The 20,120-nt window shown below is 60.7% G+C and carries 15 protein-coding genes; 6 read left to right on the plus strand and 9 right to left on the minus strand.

Annotated elements, in window-relative coordinates; genetic code table 11:
• Positions 1–18: 18 nt before the first annotated feature.
• The gene (locus tag M9890_05815; GenBank protein MCO5176473.1) at positions 19–1,488 is read right to left on the minus strand and encodes an undecaprenyl-phosphate glucose phosphotransferase; all 1,470 of its coding nucleotides are present in this window, start codon (positions 1,486–1,488) and stop codon (positions 19–21) included.
• A 252-nt stretch (positions 1,489–1,740) separates the two neighbouring features.
• On the opposite strand from M9890_05815, the gene M9890_05820 reads away from it, so the two are divergent.
• Positions 1,741–2,589, plus strand: coding sequence for an HIT domain-containing protein (locus tag M9890_05820; GenBank protein ID MCO5176474.1), 849 nt, complete (start codon positions 1,741–1,743; stop codon positions 2,587–2,589).
• Positions 2,590–2,727: 138 nt separating this feature from the next.
• The gene (locus M9890_05825) at positions 2,728–3,585 is read left to right on the plus strand and encodes an SGNH/GDSL hydrolase family protein (protein ID MCO5176475.1); all 858 of its coding nucleotides are present in this window, start codon (positions 2,728–2,730) and stop codon (positions 3,583–3,585) included.
• A gap of 7 nt (positions 3,586–3,592) precedes the next feature.
• On the opposite strand, the gene M9890_05830 is transcribed toward M9890_05825, so the two are convergent.
• Complete coding sequence (locus M9890_05830; GenBank protein ID MCO5176476.1) at positions 3,593–4,927, minus strand: DUF2851 family protein; 1,335 nt, start codon at positions 4,925–4,927, stop codon at positions 3,593–3,595.
• Positions 4,928–5,023: 96 nt separating this feature from the next.
• Here M9890_05830 and gmd point away from each other — a divergent pair, with 96 nt between their 5' ends.
• The 4 genes from gmd (at position 5,024) to M9890_05850 (ending at position 9,524) form a co-directional block, all read left to right on the plus strand.
• A complete protein-coding gene (gene gmd, locus M9890_05835) occupies positions 5,024–6,028 on the plus strand; it encodes a GDP-mannose 4,6-dehydratase (GenBank protein ID MCO5176477.1) in 1,005 nt (334 codons plus the stop codon).
• Positions 6,029–6,776: 748 nt separating this feature from the next.
• A complete protein-coding gene (locus M9890_05840; protein ID MCO5176478.1) occupies positions 6,777–6,968 on the plus strand; it encodes a hypothetical protein in 192 nt (63 codons plus the stop codon).
• A 319-nt stretch (positions 6,969–7,287) separates the two neighbouring features.
• Positions 7,288–8,004 carry a hypothetical protein gene (locus tag M9890_05845; protein MCO5176479.1) on the plus strand — a complete coding sequence of 239 codons (717 nt, stop codon included), beginning with the start codon at positions 7,288–7,290 and terminating at the stop codon, positions 8,002–8,004.
• Positions 8,005–8,297: 293 nt separating this feature from the next.
• Entirely contained in the window at positions 8,298–9,524 is a 1,227-nt protein-coding gene (locus M9890_05850) for an argininosuccinate synthase (protein MCO5176480.1), read from the plus strand.
• A gap of 86 nt (positions 9,525–9,610) precedes the next feature.
• Here the strand turns inward: M9890_05850 and M9890_05855 are convergent, their stop codons facing one another.
• The 7 genes from M9890_05855 to M9890_05885 form a co-directional block, all read right to left on the minus strand.
• Entirely contained in the window at positions 9,611–10,519 is a 909-nt protein-coding gene (locus M9890_05855) for an ABC transporter permease (protein MCO5176481.1), read from the minus strand.
• Positions 10,520–10,542: 23 nt separating this feature from the next.
• A complete protein-coding gene (locus tag M9890_05860) occupies positions 10,543–11,478 on the minus strand; it encodes an ABC transporter permease (GenBank protein ID MCO5176482.1) in 936 nt (311 codons plus the stop codon).
• Between the two features lie 83 nt (positions 11,479–11,561).
• A complete protein-coding gene (locus M9890_05865; GenBank protein MCO5176483.1) occupies positions 11,562–13,373 on the minus strand; it encodes an ABC transporter substrate-binding protein in 1,812 nt (603 codons plus the stop codon).
• A gap of 166 nt (positions 13,374–13,539) precedes the next feature.
• Complete coding sequence (locus M9890_05870) at positions 13,540–14,853, minus strand: CapA family protein (protein MCO5176484.1); 1,314 nt, start codon at positions 14,851–14,853, stop codon at positions 13,540–13,542.
• Between the two features lie 148 nt (positions 14,854–15,001).
• Positions 15,002–16,807, minus strand: coding sequence for an ABC transporter substrate-binding protein (locus M9890_05875; protein MCO5176485.1), 1,806 nt, complete (start codon positions 16,805–16,807; stop codon positions 15,002–15,004).
• A 322-nt stretch (positions 16,808–17,129) separates the two neighbouring features.
• Positions 17,130–18,977: an ABC transporter substrate-binding protein gene (locus M9890_05880; protein MCO5176486.1), complete on the minus strand. Its 1,848-nt coding sequence runs from the start codon at positions 18,975–18,977 to the stop codon at positions 17,130–17,132.
• Between the two features lie 257 nt (positions 18,978–19,234).
• Positions 19,235–20,101 carry a hypothetical protein gene (locus tag M9890_05885; protein ID MCO5176487.1) on the minus strand — a complete coding sequence of 289 codons (867 nt, stop codon included), beginning with the start codon at positions 20,099–20,101 and terminating at the stop codon, positions 19,235–19,237.
• Between the last annotated feature and the right edge of the window lie 19 nt (positions 20,102–20,120).

The following is a 20,120-nucleotide window of genomic DNA, read 5'->3' on the forward strand; positions in this document are numbered from 1 at the left end:
ATCTGTGACATCATGCGGCTAGTATGCGCCACGAGCAGTCAGGATGGCTGGAATTGTGCGCAGCATGATCGTGATATCCAGCCACGGCGACCAGTTCTCCGCGTAATACAGGTCCAGCCGTACCATCTCGTCGAAAGTCAGATTGCTGCGACCCGACACCTGCCACAGACCGGTCAGTCCAGGTGTCACCAGTAAGCGCCCGTGGTGCCACTCGTCGTACCCGGCCACCTCGGCCGGCACCGGCGGACGCGGACCGACGACGCTCATTTCGCCCTTGAGCACATTGAAGAACTGCGGTAACTCATCGAGGCTGGTACGCCGCAGAATCTTGCCAACCCGCGTCCGACGCGGATCATCCTTCAGCTTGGTCAGGCGGCTGTCCGCGTTATGCGCCTTCTGCAATTCGGACTGCTGCTGTTCCGCGTCGCGCACCATTGTTCGGAACTTGTAGCAGACGAAGTGGCGACCATTGCGCCCGACGCGGACCTGCCGGAACAGAACAGGCCCTGGTGAGTCGACCCGAATCGCCAGCACCATCAGCGCCATCGGAATAGCGCCAATCACGAGCACCACCGATGAAACAAGCAGATCAATCGCCCGCTTCAACGCGTAATTGAATCCAGCAATCTCAGCCGGCTTCAGCGCAATCAGCGGCAGACCAGCGACATCGTGAATGTTCACCCGATCCATCGCCAGCTCAAAGAGGTCCGGCACAAGCTTGAACTCAACATCCGCCGCCCGACATTGATTCACGATGCCCATGATGCGAGCCTGCGACGTCGTCGGCAGGGCGATGATGACCTCATCAACGTCGTATTCGCGCACCAGCGCGCCAACGTCTCTTTCGACTCCCAGGTAGCGCGGTCGAATGACGCGGCGGTCAGTCGCAATCGCCCAGTCATCGGGCGGCGGCTCCTCGTCGACGAACCCGACCACCTGGTAGCCCAGCCGGGGCTGGCTCAGCAGCCACTGCATCAGGCGCTCGCCCGCGCGGCCTGCTCCAATGATCAGCACCTTGTCGACGCCGATACCGCGCATCCAAAGCCGTTCACGCGCGAAGCGCAAGAGCAGCCGTTTCCCGACTAGCAGGGCAATGATCAGCAGCCAGGCGTAGATAAAGAGCAAACGCGATGGGTAGAAGCGCTGCAGGAATGAATAGAGTACGACCAGCGCCATTGCCGTGGTAACGCCATTGGCTATAGAAATCGCTTCGTCCAGGAACGTCGTCCAGCGCGGTTGACGATAGATCTTCCGCACGTGGAAGATCGCCACAATCAGAACCACAAGCATGAACACTTTGGAGAGGAAGAAGGAAAACGGTTGATACGCCCACGGCAGCACTTCGCCGCCGACATGCATGGAGTAGCGCAACCAGTACGCTGCGTAAAAGCCCACGAAGACGAGTGCGGCGTCGGAAATGATCCGAGCCAGTACGACCAGCCAATACGGCGAGTCTCCGACCGTCCGCTGAGTGCGGGCCGGGTTCACTGCCAAGGAGATCAGTGTCCCTCTGTCAAGCCGTCCGCTCGCCACGTTTACCTTCGCGTAACCTTGTCAACCGGGCGGTCTCGGTGGCGTCCAGCCAGGCAGTATAGCATATGACCCTGATACGCCCTGGCTCAACGTGTGCGAACGTACGCTCACCTCATCCACAAACTGACAATCCGTGCTGCCTCGCCAGCGCCTGTTCTGCTAGGATCTGCGCGGCGATCCTGTATGAATCATAGCGGAGGAAAGCGCGTGGAGCGCCTCTGGAGTCCGTGGCGAATGACCTACGTTGGCGGCAACAAGCAGCCCGACTGCGTCTTCTGCAATGCGCTGACGGCGGCAGATGACCGCGAGTCGCTGGTCGTTCACCGAGGCACGAATGCGTTCATGATCCTGAACCTGTACCCGTACAACTCCGGCCACTCGATGGTGGTGCCAAATGAGCACATCTCGGAGCTTGAGGATCTACCCGCCGCCACCCGCGATGAGATGTTCGCGCTGGCAGCAATTGCTACCGAGGCATCCCGCCGAGCGCTCGGCTGCGACGGATTCAACGTCGGCATGAATCTCGGCGCAGTCGCAGGAGCCGGCATCGCCGATCACTTGCACGTCCACGTCGTCCCACGCTGGAACGGCGATGCGAACTTCATGCCCATTGTCGGCGATACGAAGGTCTTGCCGGAGCTGCTGCCTGCGACCTACGCACGCATCCGCGGCGAGGTCGAGATCATCGTCGGCGCACGCGACGACAAGCCCATCACCCACGCCGGAGCCATTGTCATCGTGCCCGGGTCCGGTATCTTGCTTGCCGACGCTGATCAAACGCCAGCACTCCCGACCGCCAAAATTTCCTCCACGGAGACCGCCGCTCTGACAGCGCTGCGATCTATACAGGAATCGCTGCACACCAACGCAACGGTCGCAGGTTGGGCCGGAGTCGTGGATCACGGCGATCGACGCACGATCTATCTGCTCGCCACTGCAACCACGAACAAACAACGAGCGCTCCCGCTCGATAGCGTCACCACAACCTGGTCGGACACCGCCGAGCGACAGCTCCTGTCCGACAACGCTCCGGTTTTCAGAGTGATTGCGCAATGAGCCGTCGCGCAATGCTCCTGGACAATCGCGCTGCTGCGTTGTCGTCACCGCGCCAGCCACTGACATAGCCTGGAGGCAGCATCGGCCGGCGCATACATCGCGCTTGGTGACTCGATCGCGTTCGGCACCGGCTCCAGCCTGCCCCGAACGCGCGGCTACGTGGCGCTGGTCCATGACCTGCTCACGCAGCACGACGGCACGGAGATCTCGCTCAACAACCTGAGCCGTCCCGGCGAGACAGCCGATTCCTTCCAGAACAATGGTCAGCTGGCCCAGTTGCAGAACCTGATCACTCAGCTAGCCGACGCTGGCACACCGATCGCCGCTGCCACCCTCTCGCTCGGTGGCAACGAGATGCTTGACGCGCAGGGCGAAGACGCGACCGCGCGCCAGTCGCAGCTCGACGCATTCAGCACCTCCTACCCCGCCGCCCTCGCTGAAATTCGTAACCTGGTCGGCGAGCGGGTGACAATCGTCGTCACCACCTATTACGACCTGACGAGTGGCAATCCGAACGAACCGCAGTCCGATGCCTGGTGGGTGCAGCAGTTCAACGACATCATCAAGCAATCTGCGGCTGCATCAAACGCACAAGTAGCTGATGTCGCCACCGTATTCGAGGACCACATCGCCGACTTCACCCTCTGGCCAATCGACGTACATCCGAACAACGCCGGGCACATAGCCATCGCGAACGAAGTCTGGCGCGCGTTTGGCATCGACACCGTCACGCCAACGATCGACCTGGCGCCTACCATCGACGCATCTCGGTCAACGCCATCAATCCACTTCACTGGCACGGATGACACCGGCATCGTAGACATCACCATCAGCGCCGAATTCGCAACCACCTACGGCCCGTTTTCCACCGACGAGAGTGCGTACGTCGTACTGATCATCGTTTCCGATGGCTCGCAGCAAGCGCAGGTCACTGTCGAAGCACGCGACGCAGCCGGAAATGTGTCGACCGCATCAACCACCGTCCGGATCCCCTGACGCGGTCTCACTCGCGAATCAGCGAGATATCCCCGATCGGTGCCTCAAATTGCGCGGCAAGGTGCGCGATCGGACACTCAAAGCAACGCAACTCCCGACAGCCGTTCCGTCCGATCTGGTGCAGTCCCTGCACCTCAATCGCCCGCTTGACGACAAACGGCATGTCCCCGCAGATCTGCTGCAACGTTTGCCGGGCGATCACATCGTCGGGTCGCCCCGGCATTGTCTCCCAGACCTCGCCGATGCGCTCTGACAGCCCCTGCTCGCCCATCACGTCGGCATACGCCGCCAGGAACGGAGCGATGACATTGACCGCGATCTGGTCGGCGCGCGACTGACCCAGACGCGGTGACGCCAAGCGCAACCATCGCCGCCAGGCATCCGGGCGCTCCAGAGGGACACTAAGCACGGTCGCCAGCAACCCATCGCCCGCAGAAGAGCGCATGCAATCAGCAAACGACGCGAGACGACGCACCGGATGGTTCGTCGGACGAACCCGGTTCAGCTCCCAGACAGCATCGTCCACGCTCGCCAAGTGCCATTCGGCCATCAAGCGCATGCCCGCAGACTCAACAGTTTGCACCTCATCTGCGCTGAGATCAGCCGTTGCCGCATGTTGCGGCGTGAGCGGCAGGAATCCACCGACACCAAGCAATACGCCGCGAACTGCGTCGCCTCCCGCCGCCGCTGCGCGCTCCAGCATCGGTAACGGCAGCCGATCGGCAACGGCGGCCATACCGGCCCGATTCTGCGACAGCCCCAGTGCATCCAGCATCCCGCGCTTGAGCACCTCACCGGCTGTCTCGTCCTCCAGAGCCTGCCGAAACGCCAGCCGCTTCGCCGTCATCCTGCGCCAGCCCTCGCGGGCCAGCAGCTCATGCACGACCTGCTCCCGCCCGCCGGCCAGCGTCGGCAGGCACGGACGCGAGCCAGTTGGGCCTAGCACGACCGACCGAATATCGACGCGCATCTGCTCAATTGGCGCGGTCAGGAAGTCGCCCAGGCGAACCGTTGGAATTGCCACGCCGCGTGGGCCACACGCGCCGACCGCGTCATACTCAAGCACGACATGCAGGACAACATCGTCGTATGCCGGATCGCTCTCGTGGCCGTGTCGCCACCAGTCCGACGACCGCAAATGCAGCTCGACCGATCCGCGAACGAGTCTGTCGTCGATCTCCAGCATGGCATCCCGAAAATCCGGACCGTTCGAAAACGTCCAGACGCCGCGATAGACGACCCGCAGACGACCGCCTTCGACCGTCCGCATCTCGTCCGCGAACATCCCTTCCTGCCACGCCCGTGCCAGGATCGCCTCGGTCAGGCCACGCTCTTCGCCCACCTGTATGACCTTCGTTCATTTGGATTCGTCTGCGGCGCAGTCTATCATCGGTTGCTGGCAGACTTGCCAACAGACGCGAGCAAAGGACACAGCGGATTGAACCAGCCATCCAGGACAGCCCTCATCACCGGCGTTACCGGCCAGGACGGGTCATATCTCGCCGAGCTTCTTCTGGATCAGGGATACCGTGTCGTCGGCATGATGCGGCGCACGAGCACCGAAACCGTCGGGCGCATCGCGCATCTGATGGACCGCATTCAGCTCGTTCACGGCGACCTTCTCGATCAGCTCTCGCTCATCAGTCTTATTCAGGAGTTTCAGCCGGACGAGATCTACAACCTCGCTGCCCAGTCGTTCGTGCCCACGTCCTGGCAGCAACCGGTCCTGACCGGCGAGTTCACCGCCCTCGGTGTCACTCGCATGCTTGAGGCAATCCGGCTAGCCAAACCGGATGCCCGCTTCTATCAGGCATCGTCCTCGGAGATGTTCGGCAAGGTCCAGGAAGTCCCGCAGACAGAGACCACGCCGTTCTACCCACGCTCGCCATATGGCGTATCCAAGGTCTACGGCCACTGGATCACCGTGAACTATCGTGAGTCCTACGACCTCTTCGCGACCTCCGGCATCCTCTTCAATCACGAAAGCCCACGTCGTGGGCTGGAGTTCGTCACCCGCAAGATCAGCCACGGTGTCGCTCTGATCCGCGAAGGCCGAACAGACAAGCTTGCCCTCGGCAACCTGGACGCGCAGCGCGACTGGGGTTTCGCCGGCGACTACGTTCGCGCGATGTGGCTCATGCTGCAGCAGGACGAGCCGACAGACTTCGTCGTCGCCACCGGCCGCACCCACACCGTCCGCCGCCTTTGCGAGATCGCTTTCGACGCAGCAGACCTCAATTGGGAAGATCACGTTGTCATCGACGAGCGCTTCATGCGCCCGGCCGAGGTGGACCTGCTCGTCGGCAATCCTGAGAAGGCCAGGCAGCTGTTGGGCTGGGAGCCGGAAGTATCGTTCGAGGACATGATCGCCGACATGGTCGCGTCCGACATCGACATGATCCGCAGCCAACCGCGCGGCATGTGGCCCACTCGCGCATACTAATCCGCAACCCCGCCACCTACGACATGATTGCAGAAGACCGCGTCGGCCAATTGACGCGGTCTTCCGGTTTTTGCGCTCGCGTTCGCGCGCACCTCAATGGAATATCAACGCCAAGGGCAACGTAACGCCGGAGGGTTCCGCATCCGCGCCCGCTGCCAGGATGAGTAGTCGGCCGCACCGTTTCTGTCATGACGGTAGCTTGCTCTCCTCTGGCACCTTGAGTAGTCGACCGCAGTGAAAGTGTCGGGAGCGGCAGGCCGCGCCGAATCCTGTCATTTCACGCCCGGAGGGCACCCGGCAGCGAGAATCTCCCCGGCCCGAAACAGACGAGTGCGGCCGCGCCCCAATCCCTTCCTCTGTCATCCTGAACGGAGTGAAGGATCCATTCCTCCTCGTATGGCTGCCTCAAACGGGTGGGAGATTTCTCACTGCGGTTCGAAATGACAGGGTTCGGGGATGGCTGTCGAATCGGACGGCTCGACAAGCGGGAACTGCCGGCCGCTCACTCCCCCTGTCCAGCATAAAGTTCCTGGCGCGGCAGACTGCCCCTTGTCCTGTCATCTCGAGCCGCAGTGACAGATCTCCCACCCGCCCGCCTCAGTCCAGATCGGAAGAGCACCCCCCTCAGCCGCAACGGGTCAATCGCTCGATCCACATTTCATTGACTGCTTGACAAAGGCGAACAGCCGTTCTACTATGTACGTACATTTGTTCGGCTCGTTTGTTCTAAGGTCAAGGAGTCACCGAAATGTCGCAGCAGATGACCCGCCAGATCGCTCTCATGACCATCTTCGCCACCTGCATTCTGATCGTAGCCCTGCTGGTCGGCTTCGGCCTCGGCGCGAACGCCGACGCCGCGCTCTCGCAGGCCGCACCGCTCGCCATCATTTGCGGCATCGCCGCCGCTGTCCTTCTGATCGAGCCGACCCGCTCGCGATAGTTATCGGTCGAGCAACGGCTAAGGCGGTACTTGAAAGGTGCGTGTGCAACATCGAACGCCACTGCATTTCCTACCGTGCGAACCGTCATAAACGCACCGCGCCGTCCTACGGCCAGCCAGCACACCGAGCAGCAGCCACACCACGAATGGCTGGTCAATCCGCCGAGTCGCCAATCGCCGTATATCAAGTCGAATGCGTGCGAAACACACAAGCGTTCCCTCAGACAATCGCCGCAGTCAAACACCGCTGCCTGAAGCTATGAGGGACCCAATGCCTCACATTCGCGCACACAATGACGTACGATGGACGCTCTTGCTAGTGGCGCTCGCGACCCTTTTGACTGCCGCCTGTGGAAGCAACACGCCCGGCAACCAATCAGCTCCAGCACCATCAATCCCGACCGGATCGAGCGCGGGCTCCACGCAAACCAGCGCCGCTGCCACCACGGAGCCAACATTCACCCAGAACGAGCCTCTGACGATCGACATCTCGTCGCAAGAGGATCCGCCGACCGATCCCGCAATGCTGGTCAGTTTCTCCGAGCTTGTCATCTCTGGCATAGTCACGGATTTCTTGCCGCCAATGTGGACAACCCCTGATGGCGTACGCCCTGAAAACGTGCTGGACAGAGCTGCGAATCCTGGAACCATCCTGACTCCAGTGGTGATTGAGCTCGATGCCGATCCGTACTTGGACGTTACTAACCAATTTGACGGCTCACATTCAGTCGTTATCTTTGTCGAAGGCGGAACGCTGGATGGTGTGACCATTCAACACAATGGCCGATACTTCCACTACGAGTCAGGTGATCACGTTGTCGTAGGGCTGATTCCCATAGATAGCCCATTTCCTGTCGCAGCCTACGGGCGAGCATTCACCTCTATGATCCCTGACGGCTTCAGCACAGCCTGGTTGCCGACCGCACGCTACGTCCTTGGGGGTGGCCTCGCGAAGAACGGTCCGATCGTCCTCAATCGAGACGAGTTCTTCGCTCAGCTGGATTCCGCTATCACGGACCGCACCTTGAACCCATAGGCAATCCACGCGACGACAAATGAATGCCCTTGTCGCACTTCAAATTCCTCGCAACTCACCCCGTCAACACACGACAAACCGCGTCGGCTGTGGCTCAATTGACGATGGTTCGCTGCGCGTGGTAGCGTCAGCGGGGCGTTTTACGGCTCGAATCGGAGCGTGGATCGTGAATCAACGCAAACTCAGACGCAACGATCGCCGCAGGATCAGGAGGCGCATAGCCTCGCCGTCCCGTGTGGAAGGCATGCCCGTCATTGCTCACTGAGGTATGGAGTTGAAGGAGTCCCGTTTCGATGTCAGACAAGCCCCAGGTCACGAAGACCGTCCTTGCCTATTCCGGCGGTCTGGATACCTCGATCATCATTCCCTGGCTGAAGGAGAACTACGGCGGCGAAGTCGTCGCGTTCGCAGCCGACGTCGGCCAGGAGGCTGAGCTCGACGGCCTCGAAGAGAAGGCCATCCAGAGCGGCGCGTCAAAACTGTACATCGCCGATCTCAAAGAAGAGTTCATCCGGGACTATGCCTTCCCGACTCTGCGTGCCGGTGCGCTTTATGAGCGCAAGTACCTGCTCGGCACCAGCTTCGCCCGCCCGGTCATCGCCGCCCACCAGGTCGCCGTCGCCAAGAAGGAAGGCGCGGATGCGCTGGCTCACGGCTGCACCGGCAAGGGCAACGATCAGGTGCGCTTTGAGCTAACCTATCAGGCGCTGGCACCCGAGATGGCCGTCATCGCACCGTGGCGCGAATGGGACATCCACTCCCGCGAGGACGCGATCGAGTACGCTCGCATGCACGAGATCCCCATCCGCCAGTCGAAAGAAAACATCTACTCCCGAGACCGCAACCTCTGGCACTTCTCCCACGAGGGCGGACAGCTCGAAGATCCCTGGCTGGAGCCACCGTCCGAGATCTTCGGAATCACGGTCGCTCCGGAGGATGCGCCCGACGCAGCGCAGGAGATCACGATCGGTTTCGAGCAGGGCACACCGATTTCAGTCGATGGTCAGGTTCTCGGTCCGGTCGAGATTGTCGATTTGCTGAACGAGCTGGGCGGCAAGCACGGCGTCGGTCGGATCGACCTCGTCGAGAACCGCCTCGTCGGCATGAAGAGCCGCGGCATCTACGAGCAGCCGGGTGCGACGATCCTCTCAGTCGCCCACAAGGAGCTTGAGTCGGTCACGCTCGATCGCCAGACACTGCATTACAAGGATCTGGTCGGCGAGCGCTATGCTGAGCTCGTCTACGACGGCCTCTGGTTCACGCCGCTGCGCGAGGCGATCGATGCCTTCGTCAACGTCACCCAGAAGCGCGTCACCGGGGATGTGCGTGTGAAGCTGTACAAGGGCAACACGATCGTCACCGGTCGCCGCTCGCCATACTCGCTCTACTCCGAGGACTTCGCGACCTTCGGAGCCAGCGCCGATTACGACCATGCCGACGCCGAGGGCTTCATCACCCTGTTCGGCCTGCCGCTCAAGATCACGGCGCTCAGCCCGTCGCCTGAGAACAGCAAGAGCTAGCACGCGTCTCAAACGCCGAGAGCATCAAAGGAGCCGGACCAATTGGTCCGGCTCCTTTGATGTTGCCATCGTGGTTGCCGAGTCGATTACTCGCGCTGGCGCGGATCGAGCGCGTCGCGCAGACCATCGCCGATCAGGTTGAACGCCAACACTGTCAGGAAGATCATGATGCCTGGCGAGATCGCGATGTGCGGATAGTTGCGCAGGAAGTCGCGACCATCAGACAACATGCTGCCCCAGGCCGGCGTCGGGCGCTGAATGCCGAAGCCGAGGAAGGACAGCGACGCTTCCAGCAGGATGACAATACCGACCGACAGGCTGGCCAGCACGATGACCGGACCCAAAACAGACGGGACGATGTGGCGGAAGATCACACGCCGGTCGGTCGCTCCCGCCGTCCGGGCAGCCAGCACGAATTCACGTTCACGCAAACTGAGAACGTCAGCGCGCACAACGCGGGCATATGACGCCCACGATGTCATGCCGATCACAATCACAACCGTCCACAGGCTCGGGCCGAGCACAGCAGCCAGAGTAATCAGCAAGATCAGCAGCGGGAACGCCAGAATAGCGTCGACAACACGCGATAGCAACGAATCAACCGTACCGCCGAAGTAGCCAGCGACTGCGCCGACGGTAATGCCAATGAGGAGCGAAATCGACGTCGCTGCCAGCGCGACGACGAAGGCCACGCGCGTCCCGCGGATAAGGCGGCTGAGAATATCCCGGCCGAGGTCATCCTGGCCGAGTGGATGTGCCCAGCTCGGGCCGGCACCGCGCTGCGCAGGTGCAATGGCTGTGTAGCTATACGGCTCGAAAACACCGGGAATAATCGCAATCACGCCGAGGATCGCGATAAACACGAGTGCAACAACACCCGGTTTGAACCGCTTGAATCGTCGCCAAGATCGCGATAGCTCACTGCGACGGTTCTTCTCTGCGTCGCGGATCCCGGCTTCTTCCAGGGTTTCGTTGGTAGAAGTGGTCGTCTCCATGGTCGTTTACTCCTGCTCGCTTCCTACTTGTTCAGCCGGATGCGCGGATCAATGACCGCGTAGAGAAGATCCGTCAGGATGTTTGCGAGGAGGACGAACACGGTTAGCAGGACGACGATCGCTTGCACAACCTGGAAGTCAAAGCGGTTGACTGAGTCGAGGAACAACGAGCCAAGTCCCGGCCAGGCAAAGATCGACTCAACAACGACCGAGCCGCTGATGAGGAATCCAGCCCGCACACCGAGGATCGTGATGATCGGCAGAAGCGCATTGCGAACTGCGTGCCCGACGATCACGGCGTACTCGGAGAGTCCCTTCGATCGCGCGGTCTTTACGTAGTCCTGCTCAAGGACTTCGAGCATCGTTCCGCGCATCATGCGCGTCAGGAGCGCCAGCTCGTTGAGTGACAACGCGAGGACCGGCAGGATATACGCTTTCCAGCCGCTCGAACCGAACGGCGGTAACCAGCCTAATTTGAGCGAGAAGAAGATGATTGACATCAGCGCGACCCAGAAGACAGGCAACGCCACGCCCGCGCTTGCGATCACCATGACAGCCGAGTCGTAGGCGGAATAGCGCTTAATTGCCGCCAACATTCCGGCTGGAATGGATATGATGATCGCTATGACGTACGCAATGAGGTTCAACTTCAGCGTGGGAATCGCGGCGCTGAAAATCATGCCGCTAACCGGCGAGCCACGTCGGACGATGGACTCACCCAGGTCGCCAGAAACGAAGTTCTTTAACCACGTGAAGTACTGCTCATACCACGGGCGATCCATGCCCCACTTGTGCAGGATAGCCGCGCGTTGCTCGGCCGACATCTGCACGTTGCCCTCGCCGAGCATCAGGTCAATCGGGTCGCCGGGTGCTGCCTGAAGGATCGCAAACGCGAAGAACGTGATGATAAATACCACCACGACCCCCTGCAGCAGTCGACGAATGATGTAGCTAACCATCGCGGCTCGTTCCAGTTCCCGTTAACTCGGCAAGCTGCCGGAATCGCGTGCAGCGACTCCGACAGCTAACCGGTGAGATCAGATCAGGCCTCTTCGATCCACATCTTGTAGGCCATGTTGTAGACTTGGCTACCCGAGAGCAGCGGCTCTTCTGGCAGACCCTTCACCCGAGTGGTGAAGAACACGAACCAGTCCCAATACTGCACGAACAGAATCGGCACATCTTCGCAGAAGATCTCCTGGACGCGCTTGTAGATCACCTTGCGCTTCTCAGGATCTGGCTCGGCCAGTCCATCTTCAAGCAGCTGATCCATCTCCGGGTTGGAGTAGTGCGTGCCAAGAGACACGCCAGACCAATCGGAGTGCATCACCGCGGTGGCATCCGGGTCGCCACCAGAACCGCCCCACGTCCAGTTGTGCATACCCATCTGGAGCTTGTTGGAACGGACATCTTCAGTCATGGCAGTCGATTCGACAATGTCAAACTTCCCACCGACCTGGGTGACCCACTGCTGGAACGCCTCGACGATCGGACGCCGTGCCTGATCGCCCGAGATCATGCCGCACTTCCACTCCAGCCGAACGCCATCCTTTTCACGGACGCCGTCGCTGCCCATGGTCCAGCCGGCCTCGTCCAGCATCTGGTTGGCCGTATCCGGGTCGTAGTCGTACTTCATGACATCGGTGTCGTCGTGATAATACGCGACTGCCGGCGACAGGTTGGTCGTGGCTTTCACTGCCAGCCCGCGCCAGATGTCGTTCACGATCGTGTCCCGATCCAGGGCAAACATCATCGCTTGGCGAACGACCTTGTCCTTGAACTGATCGCTCGTCGTGTTGATCTGGAAGTTGTTGCAGGCAGTGCTTGACGTGATCGAGACATAGAAATTGCCGCTGTCGCGCAGGCGGATGTTGTCATCCGTGTTGAGCGACCAGACCGACGAATCGGCCTCACCAGTTTCCAGCGCAATCGCGCGCACCGATGGCTCCGGAACGGTGTTCAGGCGATAGCCATCAAGGAGCGGGCGACCACGAAAGTGATCCTCGAACGCCTCGAGTTCAACGAACGATGCAGGATCGTAGTCCTTCATCTTGAACGGACCGGTACCAACCGGGTTCGTGCTGTACTCGGCATCGCCGATCGGCTCGTGAACGTGCTTCGGAACGATGAACGACGAACCGGCCTTGGTGAGGAACGCAGCATTCGGCGCGTCAAGGCTGACGACAACGGTCATGTCATCCGGTGCCTCAACGCTGGTTATGCCAACAAAGCGGCTACCGGTCGTCATCGCGTTGTCCGGATTGCCGTAGTATTCGAAGGTGTACACAACATCCTCAGCCGAGAACGTCTCACCATCATGGAACGGGACATCGGATCGCAGCTTGAATGTGTAGACGGTGCCGTCATCGCTGATCTCATACGACTCGGCGAGCGTCGGCTGATACTCGAACCACGGGTCCATTTCGGTAAGTGCGTTATGGATCTGCGTGATGCAGGCCCAGTTGACCGTCGGACCGATGTAGTCCGGGCTCAGGCCATCGACGCCCTCGTGGCCCATCACAATCAGCATGCCGCCTTGCTTGCCTTCGCCACCGGTGGATTCGGTCGCCTCGGCTGCAGGCTCCTCGGTCGCCTCGGCTGCAGGCTCCTCGGTCGCTTCGGCTGCCGGCTCTTCGGTTGCCTCGCCGCTGGTATCGGCAGTCGGCTCGGCGGCATCAGCGGTCGTCGCTGTTGCTGCCGGCGTATCGTCATCGTCGTCACCACCGCAAGCGGAGAGCACCGAGCCGGCCAACGGCAAGGCAGCACCCATGACGACGGCGCGTTTCAAAAACCCGCGGCGCGAGGTCGGTCCCACGCGCTCAAGCAAATCGGACATGCGTGTTAGTCGATCCACGCTCAATCACCCCTCCTGAGAATGTCCAACGGTTCGTGTCGTTCGGTTGGTTCGTCACCTGTTGCAACCGAGAAGAGATTGACTGCCGGGCACCTCCCCTCTGCCGTCCCCTTAGAAGTGGAAGATCTCCCTACGGTCTCTCCCTGTGTGCGTCGAATACTTGTCGTCACATTCGTATGACGCCAAGCTCCCCCTCGACCACGACCTGTGTACCAAATTGCTCAGAGAGCTTCTGGAACCGATTGAGGATACCAGTTGCAACCGCCCCAGTTGCAAGGCGCGGTCGCCCTCGCTGGTGGGTTGCCTCACCAAGCCCGAGCCAAACTGGATAGATCGTTATCTCTCTGAGGGTCGATCCGTCCCAGTGACAGACCGGGACGATCGTCTCCCAGTAGCGCTGATCGGCCGGGAATCCCTTAGTGTCGCCCTCGGATCGCTGCGCGTAGACCTGTCCAGGTGTCGTCGTCGGCTCAATCCGAAATGTCTCATACGAATCCGACGGCAGCTTGTACGTCAGCTCGTTCTGGCCAACGAAGTTGCCGAGGCTGTAGAACACCGGCTTGCCGTCGATGATCTCGACGCCGCGCAGCAGATGCGGACCGTGGCCAACCACGACGTCTGCGCCGGCCGCGATGACGCTGCGGGCAAATGCTCGGATGAAGTCGGCCGGCTCCTCCTTCGTCTTGCCTTGTTCGTGCGCATGAATGCTGGCAACCACAAGGTCAGATCGACCGGCAGCTTCGGCAACCCAGGCGCAGATCTCATCCAGATCGCGCTGGTTCGGTGCCGTCTCAATCCGCGTCGAGTCACCGGCGCGGAAGTTGGCATCGAGGAACGGCAGGATGTCTTCGGATGCTGGTGGGAAGCCGAACCCCAGCCGGATGCGATCCAGACGGCGTTCCTCGAGCCCGAGGTTGGTGACGACACGGCGCAACGCCGCCAGATCGTCCTCTGGAACGATATACGTCGTGGAGTAGCGCAGCGGGTTGATTCCGGGACGCCCGGCCATGTCGGGCCGCTGGACGCTCGCTTGCTGCCCCTTGCCAAACGTCGAGGCACAGGCCACCAATCCGACCGACCCGGCGCTCGTGTCCAGATAGGCAGGCATGCGCGCTTCGCCCAGATTGCGGCCTATGCCTGCCCAGACAATGTCATGTGCGTTGAGGATGTCGATCGTCGTCAGCAGGCCCGACACACCATAGTTCAGGCTGTGATTGTTCGGCATGGCAAAGAGATTGATTCCGGCGGCCACCAACTCATCAATCACCCACTCATGCGCCCCGAGGTGCGAGCCCCCGCTGTCTTCGACGGGATAGCCCTCAAAGTTGTTGGGCAACGACTCCAGATTGGTAAAGGAGACGTCGCTCTCCCGGAGAACCTGCAGCAACGCTTGCGTTGGCTCATCCTGATACACGCTGATGCTGCGGGCGATCAGGCTATCACCCGTCAGCGCCATGCGCAGCGCCTGTTGTTCGGTCATCCAGCGTTTTCCCCTCAGTCTGGCCGATGAACTGGCGCGGAATCAGCAACCAGGAACCGTGCCCTTGCCGCCGATTTCCCGTCCAACAGCACAAAAATGCCTGGGGTCGCGTTACCGCGTCCCCAGGCTGGTGACGATAAACCGGAATTTAGTCCTCGTCAATCCACAGCTTGTTGGCCATGTTGTAGATCTGGCTGCCGGCTAGCAGCGGCTCCTCCGGCAGGCCCTTCACACGCGTCGTGAAGAAGACGAACCAGTCCCAGAACTGAATGTAGAGGATCGGCACGTCTTCGCAGAAGATCTCCTGCACACGCTTGTAGATGACCTTGCGCTTCTCCGGATCCGGCTCCGCGAGGCCATCCTCCAGCAGCTGGTCCATCTCCGGGTTTGAGTAATAGGTACCAACCGACGGGCCCGACCAGTCCGAGTGCAATACGGCGGTCGCGTCCGGGTCGCCACCGTCGCCGCCGTACGTCCAGTTGTAGAGCGCCATCTGATTCTTGTGCTCACGCACCGAACCGATGATGTCAGTCGTTTCGATGATGTCCATCTTGCAGCCAATCTGGCTGACCCACTGCTGGACGGCCTCAGCGATTGGGCGGCGTGCCTGATCGCCCGAGATGATGCCGCAATTCCACTGCAGCTTGATGCCATCCTTCTCGCGGATGCCATCACCGCCAACAGTCCAGCCGGCCGCATCCAGCGCGGCAGCTGCCTTGTCGAGATCATAGTCGTACTTGGCCACATCCGTGTCGTCGTGGTAGTACGCCAGCGCCGGGGACAAGTTCGTTGTCGCTTTCACTGCCAGTCCGCGCCAGATGTCATTGACGATCGAATCACGGTCAACGGCATACATCAGCGCCTGGCGGACAGCTTTGTCCTTGAACTGATCCGAAGAGCAGTCCATCGGCATGTGGTTCACCGCCGTGCTGGACGTGATCGACGTCCAGTACTCACCACTGTCGCGCAGCCGAATATTGTCGTCCGTGCTGAGGGACCAGACCGACGAATCCGCCTCGCCCGTCTCCAGCGCGATCGCGCGCACCGACGGCTCCGGCACGGTATTCAGGCGGTAGGCATCGAGGTATGGGCGGCCACGGAAGTGGTCGTCGAACGCCACCATCTCGACAAACGACGCCGGGTCGTATTCCGAGAGCTTGAACGCGCCAGTTCCGATCGGCTGGCGGCTGTACTCCTCGTCGCCAATCGGCTCGTGGATGTGCTTCGGCACGATGAAGCCGGAGGCTCCCTGCGTCAGGAACGCCGCGTTCGGCGTCTTCAGATTGATGACGACAGTGTTGTCATCCGGCGCGTCGACAGTGTCGATCGAGATGAAGTTGCTGCCGGTCGTCATGGCGTTGTCGGGGTTCGCGTAGTACTCCAGCGTGTACTTCACATCGGCCGACGAGAAGATCTCGCCGTCGTGGAACGGCACGTCCGGATGCAGCTTGAAGGTGTAGATCAGGCCATCGTCGCTGATCTCGTAGGAGTCTGCGAGGATCGGCTGATACTCGAACCACGCATCCATCTCCACCATGGCGTTGTGGATCTGGGTAATGCAGGCCCAGTTCACCGTCGGGCCGATGTAGTCCGGGCTGAGGCCATCGACGCCCTCGTGACCCATGACGATCAGCTTGCCGCCCTGCTTCGGTTCACCCGCTGCGCCGCCGGTTGATTCGGTTGCTTCCGCTTCGGGCTCCTCAGTCGCCTCGGACGAGCTGCCCTCAGTCGCCTCCGCTTCTGGCTCTTCGGTTGCTTCGCCGCCGCTGGTATCAGCAGTTGCGTCGCTCGATGCAGCCGTCGTCGCCGTTGCTGCCGGCGTGTCGTCGTCATCATCCCCGCCGCATGCGCTCAGCACCGAGCCGGCAAGTGGCAGCGCTGCGCCCATAATCGCAGCGCGCTTCAGGAATCCGCGGCGCGATGTGGCACCGACGCGATCCAGAAGTTCAGTCATGTTCTGCAATCGATCCAAGCTATTCCACCTGTTCTGCGTATCGCTCACATTTCGACGTTCATGGTTTGAACGGAAAAACACCAGACCAGATCAGCCGCTAAGCCCCTCCCCACGACCACATCGGAACGTCGACATTATTCTCGATCTCCGGTGTTGGGTCTTCAGCGCCACATCCCACCCCCCGCACATGATCAGCCTTACACGGCTGCTGGCTCGAGATCGTGTCGCCTCGTCGTTCGCACATTCGTTGGAACTATCATCACACAAACAGAACCCGGGGTGCGTTGCCGCATCCCCGGGCTTCGAACATCCGGTGGCTACCTCAGCCTTCGTCGATCCACATCTTCCAGGCAGTGTTGTAGATCTGGCTGCCGGACAGCAGCGGTTCGTCAGGCAGACCCTTCACGCGGGTGGTGAAGAAGACGAACCAGTCCCAGAACTGGATGAAGAGAATCGGCACATCTTCGCAGAAGATCTCCTGCACCTGTTTGTAGATGACTTTGCGCTTGTCCGGGTCCGGCTCGGCAAGACCCTGCTCAAGCAGCGTGTCCATGTCAGGATTCGAGTAGTAGGTGCCGACCGTTGGCCCGGACCAGTCCGAGTGCAGCGTCGACGTCGGATCGGGATCGCCGCCTGAGCCACCATAGGTCCAGTTGTAGAGGCTCATCTGGTTAATGTGATCACGCATCGACTGGATGTTGCTCGTCGATTCCACGATCTCCATTTTGCAGCCAATCTGGCTGAACCACTGCTGGGCCGCTTCAGCGATCGGACGCCGTGCCTGATCGCCGGAGATGATCGCGCACGACCATTCGAGCCGGACGCCATCCTTCTCACGAATGCCGTCGGCCCCCGCAGTCCAACCCGCCTCGTCAAGAACTTGCGCAGCCTTCTCGAGGTCGTATTCGTATTTGGCCACATCCGTGTCATCGTGATAGAAGGCCAGCGCCGGCGAGAAGTTGGTGGTCGCCTTTACGGCCAGCCCGCGCCAGATGTCGTTCACCACCGAATCGCGATCCAGTGCGTACATCAGCGCCTGCCGGACGGCCTTGTCCTTGAACTGATCAGACGTGCAGTCCATCGGCATGTGGTTCACCGCCGTGCTGGAGGTGATCGACGTCCAGTATTCGCCGCTGTCGCGTAGCCGAATGTTGTCGTCCGTGCTGAGGGACCAGACCGACGAATCCGCCTCGCCCGTCTCCAGCGCAATTGCACGCACCGACGGCTCCGGCACCGTGTTCAGGCGGTAGGCATCCAGGTATGGACGACCACGGAAGTGATCTTCGAACGCCACCATCTCGACATGTGAAGCAGGATCGTAATCTGACAGCTTGAACGCGCCTGTGCCAATCGGCTGGCGGCTGTATTCCTCATCACCAATCGGCTCGTGGATGTGCTTCGGCACGATGAACGCCGACGCGCCCTGCGTCAGGAACGCCGCGTTCGGCGACTTTAGGTTGATCACGACCGTTGCATCGTCCGGTGTCTCCACCGAGTCGATCGAGACGAAGTCGCTACCAGTCGTCATCGCGTTGTCAGGATTGCCGTAGTAGTCCATTGTGTACTTGACGTCCGCCGACGAGAACGGTTCGCCGTCCTGGAACGGCACGTCCGGATGCAGCTTGAAGGTGTAGACCATGCCGTCATCGCTAATCTCGTAGGAGTCAGCAAGCGTCGGCTGGTATTCGAACCACGGGTCCATCTCAACCAGGGCGTTGTGAATCTGGCAGATGCAGGCCCAGTTGACTGTCGGGCCAGTGTAATCCGGGCTGAGGCCATCAACACCCTCATGGCCCATGACGATCAGCTTGCCACCCTGCTTCGGCTCACCGGAAGCCCCACTTGTGGCCTCGGTCGCCTCTGGCGCGGCAGCTGTCGGCGACGCCTCTTCCTCAGGCGCTTCAGTGGCTTCAGCTGCAGGTGTCGAGCCACCACCGGAAGGCCTCGGCGTCGGAATCGTCGTACGCGCCGGCATGGTTGATGTCGGACGCGCAGCGTTGCTCGACGAGTCTGACGAACTGTCGTCATCGCTATCGCCGCCGCAGGCACTCAGCACTGACCCCACGACCGGCAACGCTGCGCCCATTACGACGGCCCTCTTGAGGAAGGATCGTCGCGATGACGGCTTGATGCCGTTCAACACATCCTCTAATCTCGACAATCGATCCATCGAGTTTCTCTCCCTGCTCCAACTCTTGTCGAGGCCAACAAAACCGTCCTCGCCTGCGGGTCCGCAATGAACGACTTACGTGTATCTACGTTCTCATTCCATGTTCGGGCTCTTGATGGAACAAACCATCAGCAGCATCGCCGCAGGAGCGAACGCAGAATCCCGGGCTCACGCCCATATAGCCGTTCAGGCATTACCGTCGAACAAGCGCAGGATAGCACTATTTGAGTACGCCGCACAGAGCAAGGCGGGGTGCGCTAATCAACTTCAGGATCTGGCGAACGACCGTCAAGACGCATCCAGCCACGCATGCGCTGGCTGATGCGCTCGGCTGGCTCATCGACGATCTGCGTTTTCACGAGCGACCACGTGTTGTGATCGGTCCGATAGATCGAGCGCGTGCCTCGCCGATCCAGGAACGCGAACAGCTCCCCATACTGCAACTGGAACCAGTTGTGGCTCAGCCGCGGCAGGTTCTGGCCCCGCTCGCCATCCGGTGTGAGCTCGACTGCATGCAGGTAGAGTGGATGATAAGCACCGTCGATCTCCTCGTTGTCGATGTAGATCTCACGCGCCACAACCAGGCCGGGGTGATCGAGAATCATGTTAACGACGACAGCATAGTATTCAGGGTATCGAGCGGGCTTCTCGCGTGGCGTCAGCTTGCCGTCAGCGCTCTTCGTGAATCCGGGGTTGGGGACATTGCTCAGCACTGCCTGGATCGCAGCCTCCGGATCGTCTCGCAGCATCTGGCCCAGCTTCAGTCGCACCTTGCCGCCCGGAGTCGTGAGGTGCGGCCCGTCGTCCTCAGTGACCATCAACATGCCGAACTCGTTCGCCGGCTGAAACCCGAACGCCTTGCCGGAAAACCGCCGGGTGATGACAAACCGATCCCAGCCGTTCTCAGGATGAAACACCGGGATTACATCAATGCCGGACGAGAGGAACCGGTGCGCGACAATTTCGTTCGCGACAACCCAGGCTAGCGCGTACGACAAGCGATCCGGAGTGGCAGTGACGAACGTTTCCGGCGTGATGTCCGGCCCCATCTTCGTCTGTGGCAGGTCGGCATGATTCCTGATCGCCGTATCAACGCGGTCCCGAATTGAAGTGGTTATCGTCACGCTGTCGCCCTCACGTAGC

The sequence above is a fragment of the Thermomicrobiales bacterium genome (assembly GCA_023954495.1).
Lineage (GTDB): Bacteria > Chloroflexota > Chloroflexia > Thermomicrobiales > CFX8 > JAMLIA01.